The following is a 25,305-nucleotide window of genomic DNA, read 5'->3' as shown; positions in this document are numbered from 1 at the left end:
CATCCAGACGCTATGCTAGCTTGGCGCCTCGCCAGGAAGGCGACCCAACAGCAGGAACGCAACGAACACAATGAGGACCGCACATGGCTTTGGCCGCGCCCGCGCTTGAAATCCGCAACTTGCATAAACGCTATGGTGAGCTGGAGGTACTCAAAGGTATCTCGCTGACCGCTCGCGACGGCGATGTGATCTCGATCCTGGGTTCCTCCGGCTCCGGCAAGTCCACATTCCTGCGTTGCATCAACCTGCTGGAAAACCCGCATCAGGGGCAGATCCTGGTGGCCGGCGAAGAACTCAAGCTCAAGGCGGCGAAGAACGGCGAGCTGATGGCCGCCGACGGCAAGCAGATCAACCGCCTGCGCAGCGAAATCGGATTTGTGTTTCAAAACTTTAACCTGTGGCCGCACATGAGCATCCTCGACAACATCATCGAGGCCCCACGCCGTGTGCTCGGCCAGAGCAAGGCCGAAGCCATCGAAGTGGCCGAAGCCCTGCTGGCCAAGGTCGGCATCAGCGACAAGCGCCACGCCTACCCCGCGCAATTGTCCGGCGGCCAGCAGCAACGGGCGGCCATCGCGCGCACCCTGGCGATGCAGCCGAAAGTCATCCTGTTCGACGAACCCACCTCGGCCCTTGACCCGGAAATGGTTCAGGAAGTACTTAATGTGATCCGCGCACTGGCCGAAGAAGGCCGCACCATGCTGCTGGTCACCCATGAAATGGGCTTCGCCCGCCAGGTGTCCAGTGAAGTGGTGTTCTTGCACCAAGGCCTGGTCGAAGAGCAAGGATCGCCACAGCAGGTGTTTGACAACCCGCTTTCGGCGCGCTGCAAACAATTCATGTCCAGCAACCGCTAACGGAGCAACATGCATGCAGAACTATAAAAAATTCCTTCTGGCCGCGGCCGTTTCGATGGCGTTCAGCGCCTCGGCCATGGCAGAAACCCTGAAAATGGGGATCGAAGCGGCCTACCCGCCGTTCAACAATAAAGATGCCAGCGGCAACGTCGTCGGCTTCGACAAAGACATCGGCGACGCCCTGTGCGCCAAGATGAAAGTCGAGAAGTGCGAAGTGTATGTGTCGGACTGGGACGGCATCATCCCGGCGCTGAACGCCAAGAAGTTCGACTTCCTGGTGTCCTCGCTGTCGATCACCGACGAACGCAAGCAAGCCGTCGACTTCACCGACCCGTACTACTCCAACAAGCTGCAATTCATCGCGCCGAAAGCCACAGCAGACTTCAAGCCCGACGCGGATTACCTGAAGGGCAAGATTATCGGCGCACAACGCGCGACGTTGGCCGGTACCTACCTGGAAGACAAGCTGCCTGACACCACCGCCAAGCTCTACGACACCCAGGAAAACGCCTACCTCGACCTGACTTCCGGTCGCCTGGACGGCATCCTCGCCGACAAGTACGTGCAGTACGAATGGCTCAAGAGCAAAGACGGTTCCGCCTACGAGTTCAAGGGCGACCCGGTGGTCGAGAGCGACAAGATAGGTATCGCCGTGCGCAAAGGCGACCCGCTACGCGAACGCCTGAACAAAGCCCTGGCAGAGATCAAGGCCGACGGCACTTACAAGAAGATCAACGACAAGTACTTCCCTTTCAGCATCGAATGATCTGAACGGTATGCCCGGCGCGCGCCCAGGGGCGCGTCGGCTTTCAGCTTTGCCTGCCGCGATATGAAAACACCATGAATTTCGATCTCTACGGATTCGGCCCGGCGCTCGCCGCCGGCGCGCTGATGACCGTCAAGCTGGCGCTCACGGCCCTGTGCCTGGGGCTGGTACTCGGCCTGGCCGGCGCTTTGGCCAAGACTTCCCCGTACAAGCCGTTGCAATGGCTGGGCGGGGCTTACTCGACCCTCGTTCGCGGTATTCCCGAACTGTTGTGGGTGCTGCTGATCTACTTCGGTACGGTCAACCTGATGCGCGCCCTCGGGGAGTTTTTCGGTAACCCCGACCTGTCTCTCAGTGCCTTTGCCGCCGGGGTCATCGCCCTGGGCCTGTGCTTTGGCGCTTACGCCACGGAAGTGTTCCGTGGCGCGATCCTCGCCATTCCCAAGGGCCACCGCGAAGCCGGTGTGGCATTGGGCCTGTCGAAGTTTCGCATCTTCACCCGCTTGATCATGCCGCAGATGTGGCGCATCGCCCTGCCGGGCCTGGGCAACCTGTTCATGATCCTGATGAAAGACACCGCGCTGGTATCGGTGATCGGTCTCGAAGAAATCATGCGCCATGCGCAGATCGGCGTGACCGTGACCAAGCAGCCGTTCACCTTCTTCATGGTGGCGGCGTTCATGTACCTGGGCCTCACCGTGCTCGCCATGACCGGCATGCATTTCCTGGAAAAACGCGCCAGTCGTGGCTTTGCAAGGAGCACCCAATGAGCGGCGACTATAGCTGGCTGTCCCATTTCGACCTGGGCCTGAACTGGGCCGTGATCATCAAATGGCTGCCAAAACTGGCCCAGGGCGCGACCCTCACCCTTGAGTTGGTGGCTATCGCGGTGATTGCCGGCCTGCTGCTGGCGATCCCGCTGGGCATCGCCCGCTCTTCGCGCCGCTGGTACGTGCGTACCCTGCCCTATTGCTACATTTTCTTCTTTCGCGGCACGCCGTTGCTGGTGCAGTTGTTCCTGGTCTACTACGGCCTGGCGCAGTTCGATGCGGTGCGTAACAGCTTCATGTGGCCGTACCTGCGCGATCCGTTCTGGTGCGCCACCGCCACCATGACCCTGCACACCGCCGCCTATATCGCCGAGATCCTGCGCGGTGCGATCCAGGCCATCCCGCCGGGTGAAATCGAAGCGGCACGGGCCCTGGGCATGTCCAAGCCGAAGACGCTGTTCTACATCATCCTGCCGCGCGCCTCGCGCATCGGCCTGCCGGCGTACAGCAACGAAGTGATCCTGATGCTCAAGGCCAGCGCCCTGGCCAGTACGGTGACGCTGCTGGAACTGACCGGCATGGCGCGCACCATCATTGCGCGCACGTACCTGCCGGTGGAGATCTTCTTCGCCGCCGGGCTGTTCTACCTGCTGATGGCCTACGTGCTGGTGCGCGGTTTCAAACTGCTGGAACGCTGGCTGCGAGTCGATGCCTGCCAGGGACGTTGAAGCGCGTTTCCAGGCGCTGGATGCGTTCCTCAGCGAACACCAGGGGCTGTGGCGACCACGGCCCTTCACGCATCGCCAGTTACCCTGGGAATCCCAACACCCCGAGCTCGCCCAGTGGCTGCGCCGGCGCTCGCTGGCCGACGCGGAAAGCCGCCACAACCAGCCCCACGAGCTGCCCGCCCCCGCGCCTTTTCCACAACTGGCCGCGCAAGCGCTGCGTCTCAGTGCTGTGGATAAGTTACCGACCCAGCCCCTGGCACCCGCCCGCCACCGCCTGAACGTCGATGTGCCTGGCCGCAAGTGGCAACAGATCGAAGCATTCGGCGCCGCCCTGCGGTTCGCGCAAACACCCAGGCACTGGCTGGACTGGTGCGCCGGCAAAGGCCACCTCGGCCGCCGCCTGCTGCATACCGGGCAGCAACTGACCTGCCTGGAATACGATCCGGCCCTGATCAGCTCCGGCCAGGCCTTGAGCGACCACCATCAACTGCCGGTCACCCATCGCCTGCAAGACGTGCTGGCCGATGTAACGCTCAGCGCCGAACACACCCCCGTCGCCCTGCACGCCTGCGGTGACCTGCACGTGCGCCTGCTGCAACTGGCCAGCGTTGCCGGCTGCAAGCAACTGGCGCTGGCGCCGTGCTGCTACAACCGCATCCATGCCGACCGCTACCAGCCGCTGTCGGGCGCAGGCCGCGCTTCGGCGTTGCAGTTATCGGTCGATGACCTGGGTCTGCCCCTCAGCGAAACCGTCACTGCCGGCAAGCGGGTACGCCAGCAACGGGATACGTCCATGGCCAGGCGCCTGGGTTTCGATCACCTGCAGCGCCAATTGCGCCATTGCGACACGTACTTGCCCACGCCGTCCCTGCCCGCCAGTTGGCTGGATAAACCCTTCGCCGACTATTGCCGCGAGTTGGCCAGCCTCAAAGGGTTATCCACAGGCGAGCAGGATTGGGCAGCGCTGGAGGCACGCGGGTGGCGGCGCTTGGCCGAGGTCAGAAACCTGGAATTGCTGCGAGGGTTGTTTCGGCGCCCGCTGGAGCTGTGGTTGGTGCTGGATCGGGCACTGTTTCTGCGCGAACAAGGCTACAAGGTTGAAGTAGGCAGCTTCTGCGAAACCAGGCTGACCCCGCGCAACCTTATGGTGCTGGCTGAGCGCGATTAAGGGGCGATTTTTTCTGCACTCGGCCTGTGGATAACTCTGTTGATGAAATCTTTACAGAGGATTTAAACGTCTGCGCTACAGGCAAAACGCCACATTGGTCACTTTTTGTTCACAGAATAAAACGCACGCAAAACAGGCAGTTGCGCCGTGTTGAGAATGGCTCCACCCAGGGCCGGTTCCGGGGCGCTGCCAACCTGCCGATTGTGCATAAGCATTTGGCGTTAAGCGCATAAAGCGTGATTTAGCGGGCTTTTTTCCGGGCGATCAATAACCGGCACAGGTCGTTGATATCGTCGCAGGCCACGCTCGCCGCGAGGTTATCCAAGGGGTCCGTAGCAAAGGCCAGCGCTTCGCTGATCGACGGTTCGCGATGCACGACTTCCAACGGACGGTCGCCCAGGCGCAGTTTGAAGGCGTCAACCATGTCCAGGCTGAACGCCGAGCGCTCATCCAATTGATTGATTACGTAGAGGCGTTGTGGCGGGCGCTCACGCTCAAGGTAACCCGCCAGCACGGCGTCCAATTGGTCCAGCGTACCGAGACAGGCGGCATTCGGCTGGACGACGACCAACACACAATCAGCCACGCTCAACGCTTGATGCAGATAGACGTTATCGCCAGCCGGGGTATCGATGAGCATGATCTGTCGTTCACTTAACCCCAACGTCGACAGGCGCTGTGCCAGCCACTTCGGCTCCCGCGTGAGCCAGCCCTGCAGGTTGTCCTTCTGCTGGAGGCCGGTGTTCCCAAAGGGAATCACCTGGCAACCGGCGAACCCTGCTTGCAGGAGGGTATCCCATCGCGTGTCGAGCAAGCTGGCACGGCCGACGCCAAGGAGTTCAGGGTCCACGCCGAAATGCTGGCGCAACGCGTTTTGAGGGTCGAGGTCCAGCGCCACCACCGACTCGCCCAGGCGCTGCAAGCCGCTGCTCAACGCCGTGACCAAGGTACTGCGGCCGACGCCGCCATTGACCGAGACCAGCGCCACCACTGTAGGGCACGGTGCGCTCAAGTCGTAAGGCTGGGGTTGCTCATAGGCCGTTGGCGCATGGGTGGAAAAGCGCGAGCCGTCTTTCTGGTTCACGCGGGTGCCATCATCGAACGGAAGGGTGCCGAAAAAATGCAGCCGTGCGTTTCGCCCCTTGGGGTCGCGGGTCCGGCTATTGCCGCACAGGGCAAATAGATCATCGGTACGACTCATGGCCAGAGCTCCTTCACGGCGCAATCAAAGACGTGAACGGTCGGCAGATAAGGCTGACCGCAGGTCTTTTTGTCGGCGCTTTCGTTGCGACATTCTGTAGCAGGCGGTATGAGGTGTCATTATTTTGATGGTATTGGTGCATTCCTTTCAGACGAGCGGAAAATAGCCAATTTACTGACAGCCAATTAGGCTAAATTGCTGCACAGTGATTTCATCGTGCCATTGTTTTTTACCCGGTATCACCGCACCATTGCCGCACCTTCAATGCTGCAAGCTCGGGTAATCGCGGTGGCGATACGCTTTAACTTCCCTCGGTTCCTGTACGGTCTGGCCATCACGCTGTTGCTGGGTGGCGGCCTGCTGGGCAATCTGCTCGCCGATTGGGACTTCAGCCAGATCAGCCGCCGCGCCGAGGCGCTTTACGGGCCTCTGGGCGCAGGGCGCCAGCGCATCGATGCCTGGCAGCAACTGCTGGCGACGCAAAAACAGGTCAGCGAGACCGAGCAACTCAACGTGGTCAACGTGTTCTTTAACCGCCAGTTGCACTACGAGGAAGATATCGACCTGTGGCACGAGATTGATTATTGGGCGACGCCCATTCAATCCCTGTGGAAAGGCGCCGGTGACTGTGAAGACTATGCCATCGCCAAATACTTCAGCCTGCGTCACTTGGGTGTCCCGGCCGAGAAGCTGCGCATAACCTACGTCAAAGCCTTGCGCCAGAATCGTGCGCATATGGTACTGACCTACTATGTAAGCCCGGAAGCCATGCCGTTGGTGCTGGACAGCCTGATGGACCCCATTCTGCCGGCCAGCCAGCGTCCGGACCTGCTGCCCGTCTACGCGTTCAACGGCGAGGGGCTGTGGCTGACCGGCGCGGCGGGCAACAAGAAAGTCGGTGATACCAAGCGCCTGTCACGCTGGCAGGACGTCTTGAAAAAAATGACCGCCGAAGGGTTTCCGGCCAATTCGGGTAATTAACAGGAGCTACGATGTCACTGTTCAAACAATTGCTGATCGCTATCTGCGTGTTTCTAGTGGTCGCCTTCAGCGGTAGCTTCTTCGTCAGCCTGGAAAGCTCGCGCGCGCAGTACGTCAACCAGTTGCGTTCCCACGCTCAGGACGCGGCGACCGCACTGGCGCTGTCGCTGACGCCGAACATCGATGACCCGGCGATGACCGAGCTGATGGTCAGCTCGATCTTTGACAGTGGCTACTACGCGAGCATCCGCGTGGTGGACCTGAGCAATAACCAGGTGCTGGTGGAGCGTGCCGCCGAGCCTGATGCCAGCAGCGTACCGGCCTGGTTCGTGAAGATGATCGGCCTCGCGCCGGCCGGCGGCGATGCCATCGTCAGCCGTGGCTGGCAGCAGGCGGCACGGGTTGAGGTGGTCAGCCACCCGATGTTTGCCCTGGCCAAGCTCTGGCAGAGCGCGCTGGGCAGCCTGGGCTGGTTGCTGCTCTGCGGCGCCGCGAGTGCGGTGCTGGGCGCGCTGTTGCTGCGCCGTCAGTTGAAGCCGCTGGACTATATGGTCGAGCAGTCCCACGCCATTGCGCGGCGCGAATTCATCAGCCTGCCCGACCTGCCCCGCACCCCCGAATTGCGGCGCGTGGTGCAGGCCATGAACCAGATGGTCGAGAAGCTCAAGGCGTTGTTCAATGAACAGACCGAACGCAGCGAGAAGCTGCGCGTGGAGTCCTATCAGGACAGCCTGACCGGGTTGGCGAACCGGCGTTATTTCGAAATGCAGCTCAACTCGCGGGTCAGCAACCTGGAGGAAGCCAGTTCAGGCTACCTGCTGATCTTGCGGGTCAACGACCTGGGCGGTCTCAACCAGCGCCTGGGCGGGCAACGCACCGACCAACTGCTGCAAGCCGTCAGCCAGCAACTGGTGCGTGCCTGTGCCAAGTACCCGGAAACCCATAACCTGATCACCCGCAGCCGTGGCGGCGAGTTCGCGGTGCTTGCCCCCGGCCTGGTGCGTCACGAAGCGGTGCAACTGGCCCAGGCGCTGGAAATCATCCTGCAGAGCCTGCACGAAACCGGCGCCACCGACATGTCGATCGTGGCCTACATCGGGCTTGCACCCTACAAACCCGGTGATGCCTCGGCAGACCTGCTGATGCTGGCCGACCAGGCCCTGGCCCAGGCTGAAGCCGGTGGCGGCCAAACCTGGGTATGCCTGGAGCACCAGACCCCAGGCACCGTCAGCGACGACCCGCACAGCTGGCACACCCTGCTCGACGATGCCCTGAACCAGGGGCGCTTCCGCTTGTTTTTCCAACCGGTGGTCAGTAGCCGCGATACCCGTCAGGTGCTGCACTACAAGGTGCTCTCGCGCCTGCTCGACAACCAGGACCAGACCATTGCGGCGGGGCACTTCCTGCCCTGGCTGGAGCGCTTCGGCTGGACGGCACGGCTTGACCAACTGATGCTCGACCTGGTGATCAAACACCTGGCAGAGCACAACCAATCGGTGGCATTGAACCTCTCGGCAGCGACCTTGAATGACCCACAAGCCCTGGAGCGGATGTTCGAGCGATTGGCGCAACATCCCGCACTCGGCGCGCGCCTGACGCTGGAGATCGGCGAAGAGCAAGTGCCCGAGCAACTCCAATTGGAGCGTCTCACCCGACGCATGCGCAGCCTGGGATACAGCCTTGGCCTGCAACGTTTCGGCGGGCGTTTCAGCATGATTGGCAACCTGGCAAAACTGGGCCTGGCGTACCTCAAAATCGACGGCAGCTATATCCGAGCCATTGATCAGGAAAGCCACAAGCGCATTTTTATCGAGGCGATCCAGCGTGCCGCCCACAGCATTGACTTGCCGTTGATTGCCGAGCGCGTGGAAACCGAAGGTGAGTTACGCGTGATTCGCGAGATGGGTATTGAAGGGGTGCAAGGCCAACTGGTCGGTGAGCCCTCACCGTGGAAGTGGAGCGACGAATAATCATGCCTCCTTGACGCTCATGCCGTTAAGGAGGTGCGCTCGCCTCAGATCAAACCGCTTTCATCGTCATTGATCAGCTCACTCAACCCGCCCAGCGCCGTCCGTGCATGGGTACGCTCCATCACCTTGACCTGCGCGGCGGGCGGCAAGTCCGTGATGCGGATCACGCCCTTGGCGGTCAGCACCTGAATCAAGTCATCGAGCACCCGAATCATCTCGGAGTCGCTCTGTTGGAGCTGCTTGAGGCTGTTGTCGATCACATCCGTGGCAAACCACGCCTGAATGTCCTGATGATCCGCCGGTAGAGTCCCGGTGGATTCGGCGAAAGCCTGCGCCTCGACGCGGACCAAAGCGTCGTATTGATCGCGTTGCACGTAGAACATCAGCGTTCTCCCAATAAAAAATCCCTGCAGGCGCCGCACCTGGCTCCCACAGAGATTACACACATTTTCCCAAAGCTGGTGCCCGTGGAGCACCAATCCCGAAAGATTGGCGCTCCAGGGTGATCAGTCGTGATGCTTGACTGTCAGGTCACCACCGGCGATCAGGCTGTTGATCGCAGCACTGCCACTGCCCCAGTTGGCGCCATCGATCTTGATCGTGACATCGGCCGTGCCACCCTGCGCCGTGAACGAACCGCTGCTGCTGACACTCAGCGTCGAATTGCCCGCCGAGTCGGTGCTCAACTTCAGGTAGTTGGTCAGGTTGGCGTCGTTATTGCCTTGCAGCAAATCGGACAGGTCCAACTTATCGCCTTCGCCGTGCTTGAAGTCGGTGATGGTATCGACGCCAGTCCCGGTGTTGGTATCCCCTTTGAGCCACACGAAGGTATCCGCCCCCGCGCCGCCGGTAAGGGTGTCGTTGCCCTTGCCGCCTACCAGGATGTCGTTACCCGCACCGCCGGAGAGCACATCGTTACCGCCTTGCCCGAACAGAATGTCGTCGCCGACGTTGCCGATCAGTTTGTCAGCACCATCGCTAGTACCGTAGATGTTCGACGCGCTGGCCAATGCGCCGACATCGGCGACGTGCTCGCTGATGAACTGGTGCAAGGTGCGGTCGTCGATGTGGTCGACGGTTGTGGACAGTTTGTCGGCCGCGAACGCCTTGAGTGCAGCACTGCCTTCAAGGTTGTTGTAGCTGATCAGGTCGCCGAACAGAATGTCGTTACCCGAACCACCGGTGAGGGTGTCGGCGCCGGTATCGGCCGCGTGGCCGGTGATGGCATCCGCCAGCTTCGCGGTGTCGATCGTGGAAACGGTGTGATCGGTATCAAACTGCTTGAGCACAGTGGTATCAATGTTCGAGCCCAAACCGATGGCCTCGACGACAACCTTGCCTGGAACCGCGTTGACCAGATCGGAGTAGGCCGACTGGGCGTTGCTCATGGCTGTGCTGGAGTTGTTATAGACCGACGCGACGTCAAAACCGCCGCTGCTGTTGGCCACCACGTCGCCTTCGTAAGTTTGATTGCCACGACTATCGTAGGAATAGACATGGCCGGCTCCATCGACAATCACCTGCGTCTTGCCATTGATTGTCGCTGTGACCGAGGAGGTCTGACCCAAGACGTAATTGGAGTTCTTGACGACGCTGTCAAAGTAAACAGACGAGCCATTCCGACTGGCCACGCCCAGGTAAGGGTTGCCATCAACGGCGGTGTACACGTTCGGCTCACCGTCTGTAATGAAGTACGTCAGGTTTTTTGCACCCACATTGCTGGTGGCTTCGTCGCTCTTGAACCAATTGGTGGCGGCGTTGAACGCATCCTGATAGTTGGTCATGTCGCTCGATTTGGACGCCATCTGAGTCAACACAGCCTGCAAGGCAGCTTTAGCACCGTCCTTGTCGGCGAGGTTGACCGAGACCTGCGCTTCGACCCGAGTATCGAAGTCGACCAGCAACACTTTCACAATACCCGAGTCGCTCTTACCGGCATTGCTGATCAAGGTATCGAACACGGTCGCAAGCTGTGTCTTGATCGACGTCATCGCACTGCTACCGATACTGCCCGAGGTATCGACGATGAAGGCAATGTTGTAGTTGCTGCCCGCATTGACGATACCGCCTTTGTCACCGACCACCATGTTGTTGGCCGAGGAGCTGCTCAGGTCGATGACATCGGCAGCGCCGCCGCCTTCAGTCACCACATAAGCCTGTGGCGCAACGGTAATGGTGCTGGTCGCCACCGACGAACTCAGGCTGTCAGAACCTTCGTTGTCCTTCACCGAGATCTCGACGGTGCGATCACCCGTAGTCGGATACTTGCTGGTGCTGGAGTACTGGAACGACTCAAGCAGCGACTTGTAGGTGGCCGAGTCAGCTGCACCCGACAGGGTCAGGACGATTTTGCCACTGACGTCAGTACCGACGCTGGTCAGGGTGACGCCTTTGTAAGTACCGCCCACTGTCACCAGGCTCGAGCTGAGTTGGTCGCCCGCGCTGGCGTTTTTCAAGGTGATGGTCGCGCTTTGCATCTGGGTGCTGTCGACGTCACCGATAGCTACGCTGCCGGTGATCGCTACGCCACCGGTACCGCGCTCGGTGTAAGCCGCGCTGTAGCTGGTGAGGGCGGAGCCGTCTGCGGTGCTCAGGTCCAGGGTCGGTGCGTCGTTGACCGCAGTGACCACAATGCTCACTTTGCCGGTCGTAACCGCTGTTTCTCCGGTGCTCAACTCTGTGGCCGTCGCCTTCACGGTCATGTCAAAACTGGTGGTCGAATCCTTGAACGGCGTAACCGTCAGGGTTTTCAGGTTCCAGGTGCTGACATCGTAGAGCGCTGTCGTGCCTGTCGAAGTGATGCTATGGCCAGTGGTGCCGTCGGTAATCACGGTGCCTTTCGGCAAGCCGCTGATTTCCACCTTGTGTGATTCCGATCCATCGTTATCGACAAACGTGGTAGTGATCGGGCCGACCTTGATGGTGGTGTCTTCCAGGCCATGGTTGTAGACGTAGCCGGTGTAATAGCCTTCGCCATTGACCACGTGGCTATCGCCCAGGACCGCACCGGCAGCTTTCAACGCGTCCACGCTGGTGTAGGTCTGCACGCCGCTGTTGCCCAGCGACATCGACGAGCCGTTGTTGATCGACACATTGACGTCGTAGTTGCCCGCACCAGCCTGGTTGTAGTGGTAAATGTCGAGAGTGTAGTAACCCGACTCGGTCGGCGTATAGGCCGTCCCGGTAATCACGCTGCCCTTGCTCCAGGTCTCGGTAGCGACCAGCTTGCCACCCACGGTGATTGCCAGACTGTCGTCGGCAGTACCGGTGAAGGTGTAGCTCTTGCCAGCTTCCAGGAAGATCAGGCCCGAGACTTTGGTGGCTGTGCCTTCCACCACGTTACTGTTGCTGACATTGCTGGTCACACCTGTGGAGGCGGCGGAGGCGGCGGTTTTGGCGTCGAGCACCTTAATCAGATCGCTGGACAGCGGAGCACCGTTACCGTTGGTGCCCAGAGCAGAAGGCAGGTTTCCGCCGACCCAGGTTTGAATGACCAAGCCCGTTGGCACAGCGCTGAATGCACCGACCGTCACGACAGGAACGTCCACCACCGGGTGGATATCTACAGTGACGGTTTTGGTATCGCTGTAGAGGCTGCCGTCGGTAGCTTGGAACTTCAGTTCGGTGTAGTCGACCTGCTTGTTACCAACGCCGGTGCCGCCAAAGCTGTTGTCGCCCGATTCGTTGGCCACCGGGGAGTAGCGAACGTTGTGGCTATCGAAGTCAGCCTGGCTGAATGACTTGCCTGGCGAGGTATCGGTTTTCAGATCGGCGGCAGTGAGCTTGACCCATTCGCTTCCGACTTTGTACTCGATGGAGCCGGTAGGCAGGCTGGTGAATACCACTTTCGGGGTCAAAGAATCCTCATCCTTGACACCGAAGGTCGACCATTGCAGATCGATCGACGTGTCTTCGTTGCCTTGAATGGAACCGTTGGTGGCAGTCGGCGCGTCGTTGACCAGGGTGACGGTTGGCGTGTCGCTGGCGTGCGAGCTGGCGTTACTCGCGTCAGTCACGGTCAGGTCAATGACCGGCAGTGGTTTGCCAGTGTTGACGTAGTCCGCGCCTTTTTGCGTCAGCACGACGGTGTCGCCAGAGATTGCGTAGTAGCCGTCTTTGTTGCTGTCGCCGGTGAAGGTGACCTTCAGGTCAGCGCGCAGGGTTTCTTCATCGCTGGCGGTGAAGTTACCTACGACGGTGCCTGCAACCGCGCTGTTTTCAACCACAGTCGTCGCGATTACGTCGATAACCGGGATGTCGTTAACCAGAGTCACGGTTGGCGTGTCGCTGGCGTGCGAGCTGGCGTTACTCGCGTCTGTCACGGTCAAGTCGATCACTGGCAGTGGTTTGCCGGTGTTGACGTAGTCCGCGCCTTCTTTAGTCAGCACGACGGTGTCGCCGGAGATCGCGTAGTAACCGTCTTTGTTGCTGTCGCCGGTGAAGGTGACCTTCAGGTCAGCGCGCAGGGTTTCTTCATCGCTGGCGGTGAAGTTACCTACAACGGTGCCGGCAACGGCAGTGTTTTCAACCACGGTGGTGGCGATTACGTCGATGACCGGGATGTCGTTAACCAGGGTCACGGTCGGCGTGTCGCTGGCGTGCGAGCTGGCGTTGTTCGCGTCGGTGACGGTCAAGTCGATCACTGGCAGTGGTTTGCCGGTGTTGACGTAGTCCGCGCCCTCTTTGGTCAGCACCACGGTGTCGCCAGAGATGGCGTAGTAGCCGTCTTTGTTGCTGTCGCCGGTGAAGGTGACCTTCAGGTCAGCGCGCAGGGTTTCTTCATCGCTGGCGGTGAAGTTGCCTACAACGGTGCCGGCAACGGCAGTGTTTTCAACCACGGTGGTGGCGATCACGTCGATGACCGGGATGTCGTTAACCAGGGTCACGGTTGGCGTGTCGCTGGCGTGGGAGCTGGCGTTGTTCGCGTCGGTGACGGTCAAGTCGATCACTGGCAGTGGTTTGCCGGTGTTGACGTAGTCCGCGCCTTCTTTGGTCAGCACGACGGTGTCGCCGGAGATGGCGTAGTAACCGTCTTTGTTGCTGTCGCCGGTGAAGGTGACCTTCAGGTCAGCGCGCAGGGTTTCTTCATCGCTGGCGGTGAAGTTACCTACGACAGTGCCTGCAACCGCGCTGTTTTCAACCACGGTGGTGGCGATCACGTCGATGACCGGGATGTCGTTAACCAGGGTCACGGTCGGCGTGTCGCTGGCGTGCGAGCTGGCGTTGTTCGCGTCGGTGACGGTCAGGTCGATAGCCGGCAGTGGTTTGCCGGTGTTGACGTAATCCGCGCCCTCTTTGGTCAGCACGACGGTGTCACCGGAGATGGCGTAGTAGCCGTCTTTGTTGCTGTCGCCGGTGAAGGTCACTTTCAGGTCAGCGCGCAGGGTTTCTTCATCGCTGGCGGTGAAGTTACCTACGACAGTGCCTGCAACCGCGCTGTTTTCAACCACGGTGGTGGCGATTACGTCGATGACCGGGATGTCGTTAACCAGGGTCACGGTCGGCGTGTCGCTGGCGTGCGAGCTGGCGTTGTTCGCGTCGGTGACGGTCAAGTCGATCACTGGCAGTGGTTTGCCGGTGTTGACGTAGTCCGCGCCCTCTTTGGTCAGCACCACGGTGTCGCCAGAGATGGCGTAGTAGCCGTCTTTGTTGCTGTCGCCGGTGAAGGTGACCTTCAGGTCAGCGCGCAGGGTTTCTTCATCGCTGGCGGTGAAGTTGCCTACAACGGTGCCGGCAACGGCAGTGTTTTCAACCACGGTGGTGGCGATCACGTCGATGACCGGGATGTCGTTAACCAGGGTCACGGTTGGCGTGTCGCTGGCGTGGGAGCTGGCGTTGTTCGCGTCGGTGACGGTCAAGTCGATCACTGGCAGTGGTTTGCCGGTGTTGACGTAGTCCGCGCCCTCTTTGGTCAGCACCACGGTGTCGCCAGAGATGGCGTAGTAGCCGTCTTTGTTGCTGTCGCCGGTGAAGGTGACCTTCAGGTCAGCGCGCAGGGTTTCTTCATCGCTGGCGGTGAAGTTGCCTACAACGGTGCCGGCAACGGCAGTGTTTTCAACCACGGTGGTGGCGATCACGTCGATGACCGGGATGTCGTTAACCAGGGTCACGGTTGGCGTGTCGCTGGCGTGGGAGCTGGCGTTGTTCGCGTCGGTGACGGTCAAGTCGATCACTGGCAGTGGTTTGCCGGTGTTGACGTAGTCCGCGCCTTCTTTGGTCAGCACGACGGTGTCGCCGGAGATGGCGTAGTAACCGTCTTTGTTGCTGTCGCCGGTGAAGGTGACCTTCAGGTCAGCGCGCAGGGTTTCTTCATCGCTGGCGGTGAAGTTACCTACGACAGTGCCTGCAACCGCGCTGTTTTCAACCACGGTGGTGGCGATCACGTCGATGACCGGGATGTCGTTAACCAGGGTCACGGTCGGCGTGTCGCTGGCGTGCGAGCTGGCGTTGTTCGCGTCGGTGACGGTCAGGTCGATAGCCGGCAGTGGTTTGCCGGTGTTGACGTAATCCGCGCCCTCTTTGGTCAGCACGACGGTGTCACCGGAGATGGCGTAGTAGCCGTCTTTGTTGCTGTCGCCGGTGAAGGTCACTTTCAGGTCAGCGCGCAGGGTTTCTTCATCGCTGGCGGTGAAGTTACCTACGACAGTGCCTGCAACCGCGCTGTTTTCAACCACGGTGGTGGCGATTACGTCGATGACCGGGATGTCGTTAACCAGGGTCACGGTCGGCGTGTCGCTGGCGTGCGAGCTGGCGTTGTTCGCGTCGGTGACGGTCAAGTCGATCACTGGCAGTGGTTTGCCGGTGTTGACGTAGTCCGCGCCCTCTTTGGTCAGCACCACGGTGTCGCCAGAGATGGCGTAGTAGCCGTCTTTGTTGCTGTCGCCGGTGAAGGTGACCTTCAGGTCAGCGCGCAGGGTTTCTTCATCGCTGGCGGTGAAGTTGCCTACAACGGTGCCGGCAACGGCAGTGTTTTCAACCACGGTGGTGGCGATTACGTCGATGACCGGGATGTCGTTAACCAGGGTCACGGTCGGCGTGTCGCTGGCGTGCGAGCTGGCGTTGTTCGCGTCGGTGACGGTCAAGTCGATCACTGGCAGTGGTTTGCCGGTGTTGACGTAGTCCGCGCCCTCTTTGGTCAGCACCACGGTGTCGCCAGAGATGGCGTAGTAGCCGTCTTTGTTGCTGTCGCCGGTGAAGGTGACCTTCAGGTCAGCGCGCAGGGTTTCTTCATCGCTGGCGGTGAAGTTGCCTACAACGGTGCCGGCAACGGCAGTGTTTTCAACCACGGTGGTGGCGATCACGTCGATGACCGGGATGTCGTTAACCAGGGTCACGGTTGGCGTGTCGCTGGCGTGGGAGCTGGCGTTGTTCGCGTCGGTGACGGTCAAGTCGATCACTGGCAGTGGTTTGCCGGTGTTGACGTAGTCCGCGCCTTCTTTGGTCAGCACGACGGTGTCGCCGGAGATGGCGTAGTAACCGTCTTTGTTGCTGTCGCCGGTGAAGGTGACCTTCAGGTCAGCGCGCAGGGTTTCTTCATCGCTGGCGGTGAAGTTACCTACGACAGTGCCTGCAACCGCGCTGTTTTCAACCACGGTGGTGGCGATCACGTCGATGACCGGGATGTCGTTAACCAGGGTCACGGTCGGCGTGTCGCTGGCGTGCGAGCTGGCGTTGTTCGCGTCGGTGACGGTCAGGTCGATAGCCGGCAGTGGTTTGCCGGTGTTGACGTAATCCGCGCCCTCTTTGGTCAGCACGACGGTGTCACCGGAGATGGCGTAGTAGCCGTCTTTGTTGCTGTCGCCGGTGAAGGTCACTTTCAGGTCAGCGCGCAGGGTTTCTTCATCGCTGGCGGTGAAGTTACCTACGACAGTGCCTGCAACCGCGCTGTTTTCAACCACGGTGGTGGCGATTACGTCGATGACCGGGATGTCGTTAACCAGGGTCACGGTCGGCGTGTCGCTGGCGTGCGAGCTGGCGTTGTTCGCGTCGGTGACGGTCAGGTCGATCACTGGCAGTGGTTTGCCGGTGTTGACGTAGTCCGCGCCTTCTTTGGTCAGCACGACGGTGTCGCCGGAGATCGCGTAGTAACCGTCTTTGTTGCTGTCGCCGGTGAAGGTGACTTTCAGGTCGGCACGCAGGGTTTCTTCATCGCTGGCGGTGAAGTTGCCTACAACGGTGCCGGCAACGGCAGTGTTTTCAACCACGGTGGTGGCGATCACGTCGATGACCGGGATGTCGTTAACCAGGGTCACGGTCGGCGTGTCGCTGGCGTGGGAGCTGGCGTTGTTCGCGTCGGTGACGGTCAAGTCGATCACTGGCAGTGGTTTGCCGGTGTTGACGTAGTCCGCGCCTTCTTTAGTCAGCACCACGGTGTCGCCAGAGATGGCGTAGTAGCCGTCTTTGTTGCTATCGCCGGTGAAGGTCACTTTCAGGTCAGCGCGCAGGGTTTCTTCATCGCTGGCGGTGAAGTTACCTACGACGGTGCCTGCAACCGCGCTGTTTTCAACCACAGTCGTCGCGATTACGTCGATAACCGGGATGTCGTTAACCAGGGTCACGGTTGGCGTATCGCTGGCGTGCGAGCTGGCGTTACTCGCGTCTGTCACGGTCAGGTCGATAGCCGGCAGTGGTTTGCCAGTGTTGACGTAGTCCGCGCCTTCTTTAGTCAGCACCACGGTGTCGCCGGAGATCGCGTAGTAACCGTCTTTGTTGCTGTCGCCGGTGAAGGTGACCTTCAGGTCAGCGCGCAGGGTTTCTTCATCGCTGGCGGTGAAGTTGCCTACGACGGTGCCCGCAACCGCGCTGTTTTCAACCACAGTCGTCGCGATTACGTCGATAACCGGGATGTCGTTAACCAGGGTCACGGTCGGCGTGTCGCTGGCGTGGGAGCTGGCGTTGTTCGCGTCGGTGACGGTCAAGTCGATCACTGGCAGTGGTTTGCCGGTGTTGACGTAGTCCGCGCCTTCTTTAGTCAGCACGACGGTGTCGCCGGAGATCGCGTAGTAACCGTCTTTGTTGCTGTCGCCGGTGAAGGTGACCTTCAGGTCAGCGCGCAGGGTTTCTTCATCGCTGGCGGTGAAGTTACCTACAACGGTGCCGGCAACGGCAGTGTTTTCAACCACGGTGGTGGCGATTACGTCGATGACCGGGATGTCGTTAACCAGGGTCACGGTCGGCGTGTCGCTGGCGTGCGAGCTGGCGTTGTTCGCGTCGGTGACGGTCAAGTCGATCACTGGCAGTGGTTTGCCGGTGTTGACGTAGTCCGCGCCCTCTTTGGTCAGCACCACGGTGTCGCCAGAGATGGCGTAGTAGCCGTCTTTGTTGCTGTCGCCGGTGAAGGTGACCTTCAGGTCAGCGCGCAGGGTTTCTTCATCGCTGGCGGTGAAGTTGCCTACAACGGTGCCGGCAACGGCAGTGTTTTCAACCACGGTGGTGGCGATCACGTCGATGACCGGGATGTCGTTAACCAGGGTCACGGTTGGCGTGTCGCTGGCGTGGGAGCTGGCGTTGTTCGCGTCGGTGACGGTCAAGTCGATCACTGGCAGTGGTTTGCCGGTGTTGACGTAGTCCGCGCCTTCTTTGGTCAGCACGACGGTGTCGCCGGAGATGGCGTAGTAACCGTCTTTGTTGCTGTCGCCGGTGAAGGTGACCTTCAGGTCAGCGCGCAGGGTTTCTTCATCGCTGGCGGTGAAGTTACCTACGACAGTGCCTGCAACCGCGCTGTTTTCAACCACGGTGGTGGCGATCACGTCGATGACCGGGATGTCGTTAACCAGGGTCACGGTCGGCGTGTCGCTGGCGTGCGAGCTGGCGTTGTTCGCGTCTGTCACGGTCAGGTCGATCACTGGCAGTGGTTTGCCGGTGTTGACGTAGTCCGCGCCTTCTTTGGTCAGCACGACGGTGTCGCCGGAGATCGCGTAGTAACCGTCTTTGTTGCTGTCGCCGGTGAAGGTCACTTTCAGGTCAGCGCGCAGGGTTTCTTCATCGCTGGCGGTGAAGTTGCCTACAACGGTGCCTGCAACCGCGCTGTTTTCAACCACGGTGGTGGCGATTACGTCGATGACCGGGATGTCGTTAACCAGGGTCACGGTCGGCGTGTCGCTGGCGTGCGAGCTGGCGTTGTTCGCGTCGGTGACGGTCAGGTCGATAGCCGGCAGTGGTTTGCCGGTGTTGACGTAATCCGCGCCCTCTTTGGTCAGCACGACGGTGTCACCGGAGATGGCGTAGTAGCCGTCTTTGTTGCTGTCGCCGGTGAAGGTCACTTTCAGGTCAGCGCGCAGGGTTTCTTCATCGCTGGCGGTGAAGTTACCTACGACAGTGCCTGCAACCGCGCTGTTTTCAACCACGGTGGTGGCGATTACGTCGATGACCGGGATGTCGTTAACCAGGGTCACGGTCGGCGTGTCGCTGGCGTGCGAGCTGGCGTTGTTCGCGTCGGTGACGGTCAGGTCGATCACTGGCAGTGGTTTGCCGGTGTTGACGTAGTCCGCGCCTTCTTTGGTCAGCACGACGGTGTCGCCGGAGATCGCGTAGTAACCGTCTTTGTTGCTGTCGCCGGTGAAGGTGACTTTCAGGTCGGCACGCAGGGTTTCTTCATCGCTGGCGGTGAAGTTGCCTACAACGGTGCCGGCAACGGCAGTGTTTTCAACCACGGTGGTGGCGATCACGTCGATGACCGGGATGTCGTTAACCAGGGTCACGGTCGGCGTGTCGCTGGCGTGGGAGCTGGCGTTGTTCGCGTCGGTGACGGTCAAGTCGATCACTGGCAGTGGTTTGCCGGTGTTGACGTAGTCCGCGCCTTCTTTAGTCAGCACCACGGTGTCGCCAGAGATGGCGTAGTAGCCGTCTTTGTTGCTATCGCCGGTGAAGGTCACTTTCAGGTCAGCGCGCAGGGTTTCTTCATCGCTGGCGGTGAAGTTACCTACGACGGTGCCTGCAACCGCGCTGTTTTCAACCACAGTCGTCGCGATTACGTCGATAACCGGGATGTCGTTAACCAGGGTCACGGTTGGCGTATCGCTGGCGTGCGAGCTGGCGTTACTCGCGTCTGTCACGGTCAGGTCGATAGCCGGCAGTGGTTTGCCAGTGTTGACGTAGTCCGCGCCTTCTTTAGTCAGCACCACGGTGTCGCCGGAGATCGCGTAGTAACCGTCTTTGTTGCTGTCGCCGGTGAAGGTGACCTTCAGGTCAGCGCGCAGGGTTTCTTCATCGCTGGCGGTGAAGTTGCCTACGACGGTGCCCGCAACCGCGCTGTTTTCAACCACAGTCGTCGCGATTACGTCGATAACCGGGATGTCGTTAACCAGGGTCACGGTTGGCGTGTCGCTGGCGTGAGAACTGCCTTTATCGGCATCGGTCACGGTCAGGTCGATAGCAGGCAGTTTGTTACCCGCGTTAACGAAGTCCGCACCCGCCAGGGTCAGCACCACGGCGTTACCGACGATGGTGTAGTAACCGTCTTTGTTGCTGTCGCCAGTGAAAGTCACTTTCAAGTCAGCAACCGGGGTTTCAACATCACTGACGGTAAAGGTACCGGCAACGGTGCCTTCGGCCACCTTCTCTTCGACCAAGGTATTCGCCTCTACAACGATCACCGGCAGGTCGTTGACCGCTATCACATTGATCGGCAGGGTGATCGATTCAGACTTCGGATCAGCGGTGCCGTCCTGCGCAGTCGCAGTGACAGTCAGGTTCACCAGGCCGTTGGCGTTTTCCGCCGGGGTGAAGACCAGGGTGGCCTTGTTCCAGTCGCTGATGTCGACGCTTTGATTGCCAGCTGTCGCTGTGAAGGTGTGACCCGGCGTGCCATCGGTGATGGTCGCGTTGAGCGGGACGCCGCTGATTTCCAGCTTGAGCGTCTCGGAGCCATCCTTGTCGGTGGCGTAGGCGTCGATGGTCGACAGCTTGATCGCATGGTCTTCCAGGCCGGTGTTCAGCACCTGGGTGACGTTGATGTTGTCCAGCACGCCGCCCAACGAGTTGTTTGTCTCGCCAGCCGGGGCTTTGAATTCGAGCTTGGCATCGCCGTCAGCGGTGACCGGCACGACGAAGGTGTAAGTCTGCATGCCAACGGTGGTGCTATCCAGGGTGCCGACTTTGACGCCGCCCCAGAATACGTCGATCACCGAATTGTTCTCGGCACCCGCACGTGGCGAGTAGTCGACCGAGATGGTGTACGCCGTGCCGGCTTCTGCCTTGATGATGGTGTACAGGCTGGCGTCGTCGCCGGCGTTTTTCTCAAGCTCGATGACCTGGCTGTTGCCTGGGGTCTCTACGCCGTAGATGCTGCTTTGGCCGATTTCGACTTGGCCGTCGGCATTCCCTGTGAGCCACGGAGTGCTCGAGGTGCCACTGACAGGCGCGTTGTTGGCGTCATTTACCCCGACGATGCCCCACGAACCATTAAGGTTGGCGCCGTCGAAGTTGATCGAGGTCACAGGGCCGCCGCCGAGCAGGCCCAGGTGCGGAGTGTCGGTAACTGGTGCGATCGTGATGTCGGCCGTCGTCACGGTGCTCGATTTACCGCCGTTGTCGACCGCGGTGAAGGTCAGTTCAGTTTTGCCGCTCCAGTCGCCGGTCGGGGCGAAGTAAACCGCGGCCTTGCCGTCGGCACCCGCTGGCACCGAATCGCCGACTTTGAGTTCGGTTTGCAGCGTGGCGTCGCTGTACAGCTTGCCGTTTTCCGGCAAGGTGGTGATGACAAAGCTGGAGACGGTACCGTCCACATCCTTGCCGTCCAGCACGATCTTGGCCGTATGGTCTTCATCGGCGGTGGTGTTGTCGGCCGATGCAATCGGTGCGTCGTTGAACAGGTCGATAGTGACCTTGCCGGTGGCGCTGCCGGTTTCCGGCGGTTCGCGATCCAGGTTGGCGCCGCCGACGTCAGTCACATCGATGGTGACGGTACGATCAGTGCCGACAGGATTGTCGCCCGGGCTCTGGAAGGTGATGGCTTCAACTACCTTGACGAAGTCGGCGGCGCTGCTGCCGGTCGCCGAGTCGCTGGTGAGGGTGTAGACGATTTTCCCGTCGGCGGCGCTGCCGCTCTGGGTGATGGTGATGCCGGCAACGGCCAGGGCCTTGAGCACGTCGGTATTGCTGAGCACGTCACCCGAAGCCAGGTTGTCGACAGTGACCACGACTTTGCTGAAGGTGGTGTTGTCGACGTCTTTGATGGTCAGGTTTTCGACCAGCGCGACCGCGTCTTTTTGTTCAGTGAACGTGGTGCTGTCGAACTTGACCTCAGGCGGATCGTTCACCGGAACCACGTTCACCACGGAGGTCACGGGTGCCGAATCCAGCTGACCGTCGTTGACGGTGATGGTCAGGGTGCGATTGGCCGGGTCCGGGTTCTCGCTTTCGCTGGCGAAGTGCACCGAACGCAGGACTTCCTGGTATTCCGCCTTGGTGGCTTCACCAGACAGGGTCAGGATGCCAGTGGCTTTGTCGTAGCTGACTGCAATTTTGGTGTTGCTGACATCTGCGATCAGCACATCGTCTGCCAGGTGGTTGACGAGTGTGACTTTGGCGCTTTGCAGGGTGCTGTTGTCGACGTCGCTGACGGTCAAGGTCGCCGCCACGTAGCCGCCTGGCTTGCCTTCAATGTAGGTGTCGCCGAATGCGTTGGTCGAAGCGTTGCCCAGTACTGGCGCGTCGTTGACCGCAGTCACCGTGATGGTGCCGTTGGCTGGGGTCGAAGTCAGCGGGCTGCCGTCGCCAGTAATACCGCCGTCGGTCGCGGTGTAGGTGAAGTTCGCGGTGCCGTTGAAGTTTTCGTTTGGCTTGAAGTAAACGGTGGCTTCGCCGTTGACCGCGTCAATGGAACCAGTCACCGGTTTAGTCATCGCCGCGTCGGTGTAGAAGGTGCCATTGGTTGGCGTGCCGACGGTGAAGGATTTCACGTCCGCCACGCCATCTACGTCGGTGGCAGACAGCTTGACCTCGATGCCTACGCTTGGATCTTCAGCACCGGTCGCAGCAGTTTCCGCAGCCACCGGCGCGTCGTTGACCGCAGTCACGGTGATGGTGCCATTGGCTGGAGCCGAGGTCAGCGGGTTGGTGCCGTCAGCGTTGCCGCCGTCGGTAGCGGTGTAGGTGAAGTCCGCGGTGCCGTGGAAGTTTTCGTTCGGTTTGAAGTAAACCGTGGCTTCGCCGTTGACCGCATCAATGGAACCGGTCACCGGTTTGGTCATCGCCGCGTCGGTGTAGAAGGTGCCGTTGGTTGGCGTGCCGACGGTGAACGATTTCACGTCCGTCGGACTGTCTACGTCGGTGGCGGACAGTTTGACCGCGATGCCTACGCTTGGATCTTCAGCACCGGTCGCAGCAGTGGCATCAGCCACCGGCGCGTCGTTGACCGCAGTCACGGTGATGGTGCCGTTGGCTGGAGCCGAGGTCAGCGGGCTGCCGCCGTCAGCGTTGCCGCCGTCGGTGGCGGTGTAGGTGAAGTCCGCGGTGCCGTGGAAGTTTTCGTTCGGTTTGAAGTAAACAGTCGCTTCGCCGTTGACCGCATCAATCGAACCGGTCACCGGTTTGGTCATGGCCGCGTCGGTGTAGAACGTGCCATTGGTTGGCGTGCCGACGGTGAACGATTTAACGTCCGTCGGACTGTCTACGTCGGTCGCGGACAGTTTGACCGCGATGCCTACGCTTGGATCTTCAGCACCGGTCGCAGCAGTGGCATCAGCCACCGGCGCGTCGTTGACCGGGGTCACGGTGATGGTGCCGTTAGCAGGCGCAGAAGTCAGCGGGCTGCTGCCGTCAGCGTTGCCGCCGTCGGTCGCGGTGTAGGTGAAATCCGCGGTGCCGTGGAAGTTTTCGTTTGGTTTGAAGTAAACGGTCGCTTCGCCGTTGACCGCATCAATGGAACCGGTCACCGGCTTGGTCATCGCGGCATCGGTGTAGAAGGTGCCATTGGTTGGCGTGCCGACGGTGAACGATTTCACGTTCTCCACGCCATCGATATCAGTAGCCGAAAGTTTGACTTCAATGCCCTGGGCCGGATCTTCGGAACCGGTCGCAGTAGTGGCGATAGCTTCTGGCGCATCGTTGACCGGAGTCACGGTGATGGTGCCGTTGGCAGGCGCAGAAGTCAGCGGATTGCTGCCGTCAGCGTTGCCGCTGTCGGTCGCGGTGTAGGTGAAGTCCGCGGTGCCGTTGAAGTTCGCATTTGGCTTGAAGTACACCGTGGCTTCGCCATTGGTGGCATCAATAGCGCCCGTTACTGGCTTGGTCATGGCCGCGTCGGTGTAGAACGTGCCGTTGGTCGGCGTGCCGACGGTGAACGATTTCACGTTCGCCAGGCCATCCACATCGGTCGCACTCAGTGTGACCGCAATGCCCTGGGCCGAATCTTCAGCCCCGCCAGCTTCAACAACCGCTGCCACCGGCGCATCGTTAACCGGCGTCACCGTCACGTCCAGCGTGCTGCTCGAACCGGTATTGGTGGTGTAGCCGATCTGCGGCACTTCACCGTTGAAATCCTTGGCCGGGTTAAACGCATACGCGCCATCCGCACCGATGGTGATGGAGCCGACACCTTCGATAAAGGCGACTTTGCCTGCGGCATACGTGTTGCCGTCGACGGTAAACGTCGCGACGGTCAGCACGTTGTCGATGTCGCTGTCATTGCTCAGCACGTTGCCAGTGGCAGCCAGATCCTCGACAACGGTGTTGGTGTCCGCGACCAGCACGCTCGGATCGTCGACAGCGACCACTGTGGTCGTGGCGGCTTCCGGGTTGATCGCCAGGTTTTCGTAGTTACCGCCGCTCGCACCGGTGATGGTGGCGCTGACGGTCAGGTCTTTGCCGTCGGCCAGGTTTGCCGGCGTATCGACGCTGACGGTGCCCGTGGTTTTACCGGCTTCGATGGTGATAGTGGTGTTGTTGGACAGCGTGATGGTGACGTCGGTCTGCGCGGCGTTGTTCACGGTCGCGGTATAGACGATCTGACCACCCTCATCGACCGACGCGTTCGCGCTCAGCGTGACGGTGGTGGTGTCGATGGTGTCATTGATCTGCGTAACCGCCGGCGCCGGGTCCGTGGTAATGATCAGGTTGCCGCCGCCGGACGTACCGGCGATGGTGGCGGAGATCGACGAGGCATCCAGGTAAGGCGTGTCATTGCCCGCGAACGTGACGTTCAGTGCGCCCGAGGTCTGGCCGGCGAGAATCACGACGGACAGGCCGTTGGACAAGGTGACGGTCAGGTCACTGGTCGGCGCCTGGGTGATGAACGCGGTGTAAACCACGACGCCACCGGCTTCGGTGATGCTCGGCGTGGCGGTCAGGGTGATGGTGACGTTGAGTGGGTCGACGCCATTATTGGTAGCGGCGGTGAACTGATTGGCCGCGGCATCGCCGGCATTCAAGCCGTTCGTCGGGTAACCGATAGTAGGGTCAACCGTGCCTGCGGTGGCTTCCAGCACGACAAAGCTGTGGCCGCCGCCCGCGACGCCGTCTGCGCCGGTGGCAGTCTGACCAGCAGCGGTGGCTTCGAGGTCTTGGGTCGGGTCGGCACCGGCAGCGATGGCTTGCTGCAGCTCGGCAACGGAAGGTGCCGCCTGGGCAGTGGCAGCGCTCAGGTCGGTCACCGAGTCAGGCGCGTTCGCGCTCCACTGGCTGTCGCGACCCAGGTCCAGGGTGCGGCCATCGGCAAGCTCCAGCGACACGGAGCCGCCAGGACCGGTTTCCACCAGCTCCCCAGTGAACAAGCGATCCCCTTCTACCAGCAGGCGACGAATCCCTTCCGGAGATACCGCAAACACTTGACCGACAATGCTTTTGACGACCGCAACGCTGCTCATAAAAGACTCTCCGTGTATTACCGTTCAGGGGTATCCATCATGGAGACCGGCCTTTTTCT

The 25,305-nt window shown here is 60.5% G+C and carries 10 protein-coding genes; 7 read left to right on the top strand and 3 right to left on the bottom strand.

Annotation, left to right across the window (positions count from 1 at the left end):
• Positions 1-83: 83 nt before the first annotated feature.
• The 5 genes from U5A08_RS01540 to U5A08_RS01520 all read left to right on the top strand — a co-directional run bounded on the left by U5A08_RS01540 (position 84) and on the right by U5A08_RS01520 (position 4,289).
• Positions 84-857, top strand: a complete 774-nt coding sequence (locus tag U5A08_RS01540; protein WP_247405983.1) for an ABC transporter ATP-binding protein — start codon at positions 84-86, stop codon at positions 855-857.
• 13 nt (positions 858-870) lie between these two features.
• Positions 871-1,623 carry an ABC transporter substrate-binding protein gene (locus tag U5A08_RS01535; RefSeq protein WP_253392691.1) on the top strand — a complete coding sequence of 251 codons (753 nt, stop codon included), beginning with the start codon at positions 871-873 and terminating at the stop codon, positions 1,621-1,623.
• 74 nt (positions 1,624-1,697) lie between these two features.
• Complete coding sequence (locus U5A08_RS01530) at positions 1,698-2,393, top strand: ABC transporter permease (RefSeq protein WP_104904104.1); 696 nt, start codon at positions 1,698-1,700, stop codon at positions 2,391-2,393.
• Between the two features lie 38 nt (positions 2,394-2,431).
• A complete protein-coding gene (locus tag U5A08_RS01525; RefSeq protein ID WP_046385364.1) occupies positions 2,432-3,121 on the top strand; it encodes an ABC transporter permease in 690 nt (229 codons plus the stop codon).
• Positions 3,102-4,289, top strand: a complete 1,188-nt coding sequence (locus tag U5A08_RS01520) for a methyltransferase (protein ID WP_253392689.1) — start codon at positions 3,102-3,104, stop codon at positions 4,287-4,289. Before U5A08_RS01525 ends, U5A08_RS01520 begins: the two co-directional genes overlap by 20 nt.
• Positions 4,290-4,530: 241 nt before the next feature.
• Here the strand turns inward: U5A08_RS01520 and bcsQ are convergent, their stop codons facing one another.
• Positions 4,531-5,490: a cellulose biosynthesis protein BcsQ gene (gene bcsQ / locus U5A08_RS01515; protein WP_253392687.1), complete on the bottom strand. Its 960-nt coding sequence runs from the start codon at positions 5,488-5,490 to the stop codon at positions 4,531-4,533.
• Between the two features lie 288 nt (positions 5,491-5,778).
• On the opposite strand from bcsQ, the gene lapG reads away from it, so the two are divergent.
• Together lapG and lapD are read left to right on the top strand one after the other, a co-directional pair.
• Entirely contained in the window at positions 5,779-6,471 is a 693-nt protein-coding gene (gene lapG / locus U5A08_RS01510) for a cysteine protease LapG (protein ID WP_373423816.1), read from the top strand.
• An 11-nt stretch (positions 6,472-6,482) separates the two neighbouring features.
• Positions 6,483-8,441: a cyclic di-GMP receptor LapD gene (gene lapD, locus U5A08_RS01505; RefSeq protein WP_253392685.1), complete on the top strand. Its 1,959-nt coding sequence runs from the start codon at positions 6,483-6,485 to the stop codon at positions 8,439-8,441.
• A gap of 44 nt (positions 8,442-8,485) precedes the next feature.
• Here the strand turns inward: lapD and U5A08_RS01500 are convergent, their stop codons facing one another.
• Together U5A08_RS01500 and U5A08_RS01495 are read right to left on the bottom strand one after the other, a co-directional pair.
• Positions 8,486-8,824, bottom strand: coding sequence for a tryptophan synthase subunit beta (locus U5A08_RS01500; protein WP_253392683.1), 339 nt, complete (start codon positions 8,822-8,824; stop codon positions 8,486-8,488).
• Between the two features lie 123 nt (positions 8,825-8,947).
• A complete protein-coding gene (locus U5A08_RS01495; RefSeq protein WP_321849990.1) occupies positions 8,948-25,246 on the bottom strand; it encodes a retention module-containing protein in 16,299 nt (5,432 codons plus the stop codon).
• Positions 25,247-25,305 lie beyond the last annotated feature (59 nt).

The sequence above is a fragment of the Pseudomonas paraveronii genome, from assembly GCF_963681955.1.
Taxonomy (GTDB): Bacteria; Pseudomonadota; Gammaproteobacteria; order Pseudomonadales; family Pseudomonadaceae; genus Aquipseudomonas; species Aquipseudomonas paraveronii.
Note: the sequence above shows the minus strand (reverse complement) of the source record. Positions and strands in the feature narration are given on the sequence as shown.

Excerpts from the sequence above, each read along its gene's own strand:
- U5A08_RS01495 (WP_321849990.1), bottom strand. The coding sequence starts at position 25,246 with ATGAGCAGCGTTGCGGTCGTCAAAAGCATTGTCGGTCAAGTGTTTGCG.
- U5A08_RS01520 (WP_253392689.1), top strand. The coding sequence starts at position 3,102 with ATGCCTGCCAGGGACGTTGAAGCGCGTTTCCAGGCGCTGGATGCGTTC.
- U5A08_RS01535 (WP_253392691.1), top strand. The coding sequence starts at position 871 with ATGCAGAACTATAAAAAATTCCTTCTGGCCGCGGCCGTTTCGATGGCG.
- bcsQ (WP_253392687.1), bottom strand. The coding sequence starts at position 5,490 with ATGAGTCGTACCGATGATCTATTTGCCCTGTGCGGCAATAGCCGGACC.
- U5A08_RS01530 (WP_104904104.1), top strand. The coding sequence starts at position 1,698 with ATGAATTTCGATCTCTACGGATTCGGCCCGGCGCTCGCCGCCGGCGCG.
- U5A08_RS01500 (WP_253392683.1), bottom strand. The coding sequence starts at position 8,824 with ATGTTCTACGTGCAACGCGATCAATACGACGCTTTGGTCCGCGTCGAG.
- lapD (WP_253392685.1), top strand. The coding sequence starts at position 6,483 with ATGTCACTGTTCAAACAATTGCTGATCGCTATCTGCGTGTTTCTAGTG.
- U5A08_RS01540 (WP_247405983.1), top strand. The coding sequence starts at position 84 with ATGGCTTTGGCCGCGCCCGCGCTTGAAATCCGCAACTTGCATAAACGC.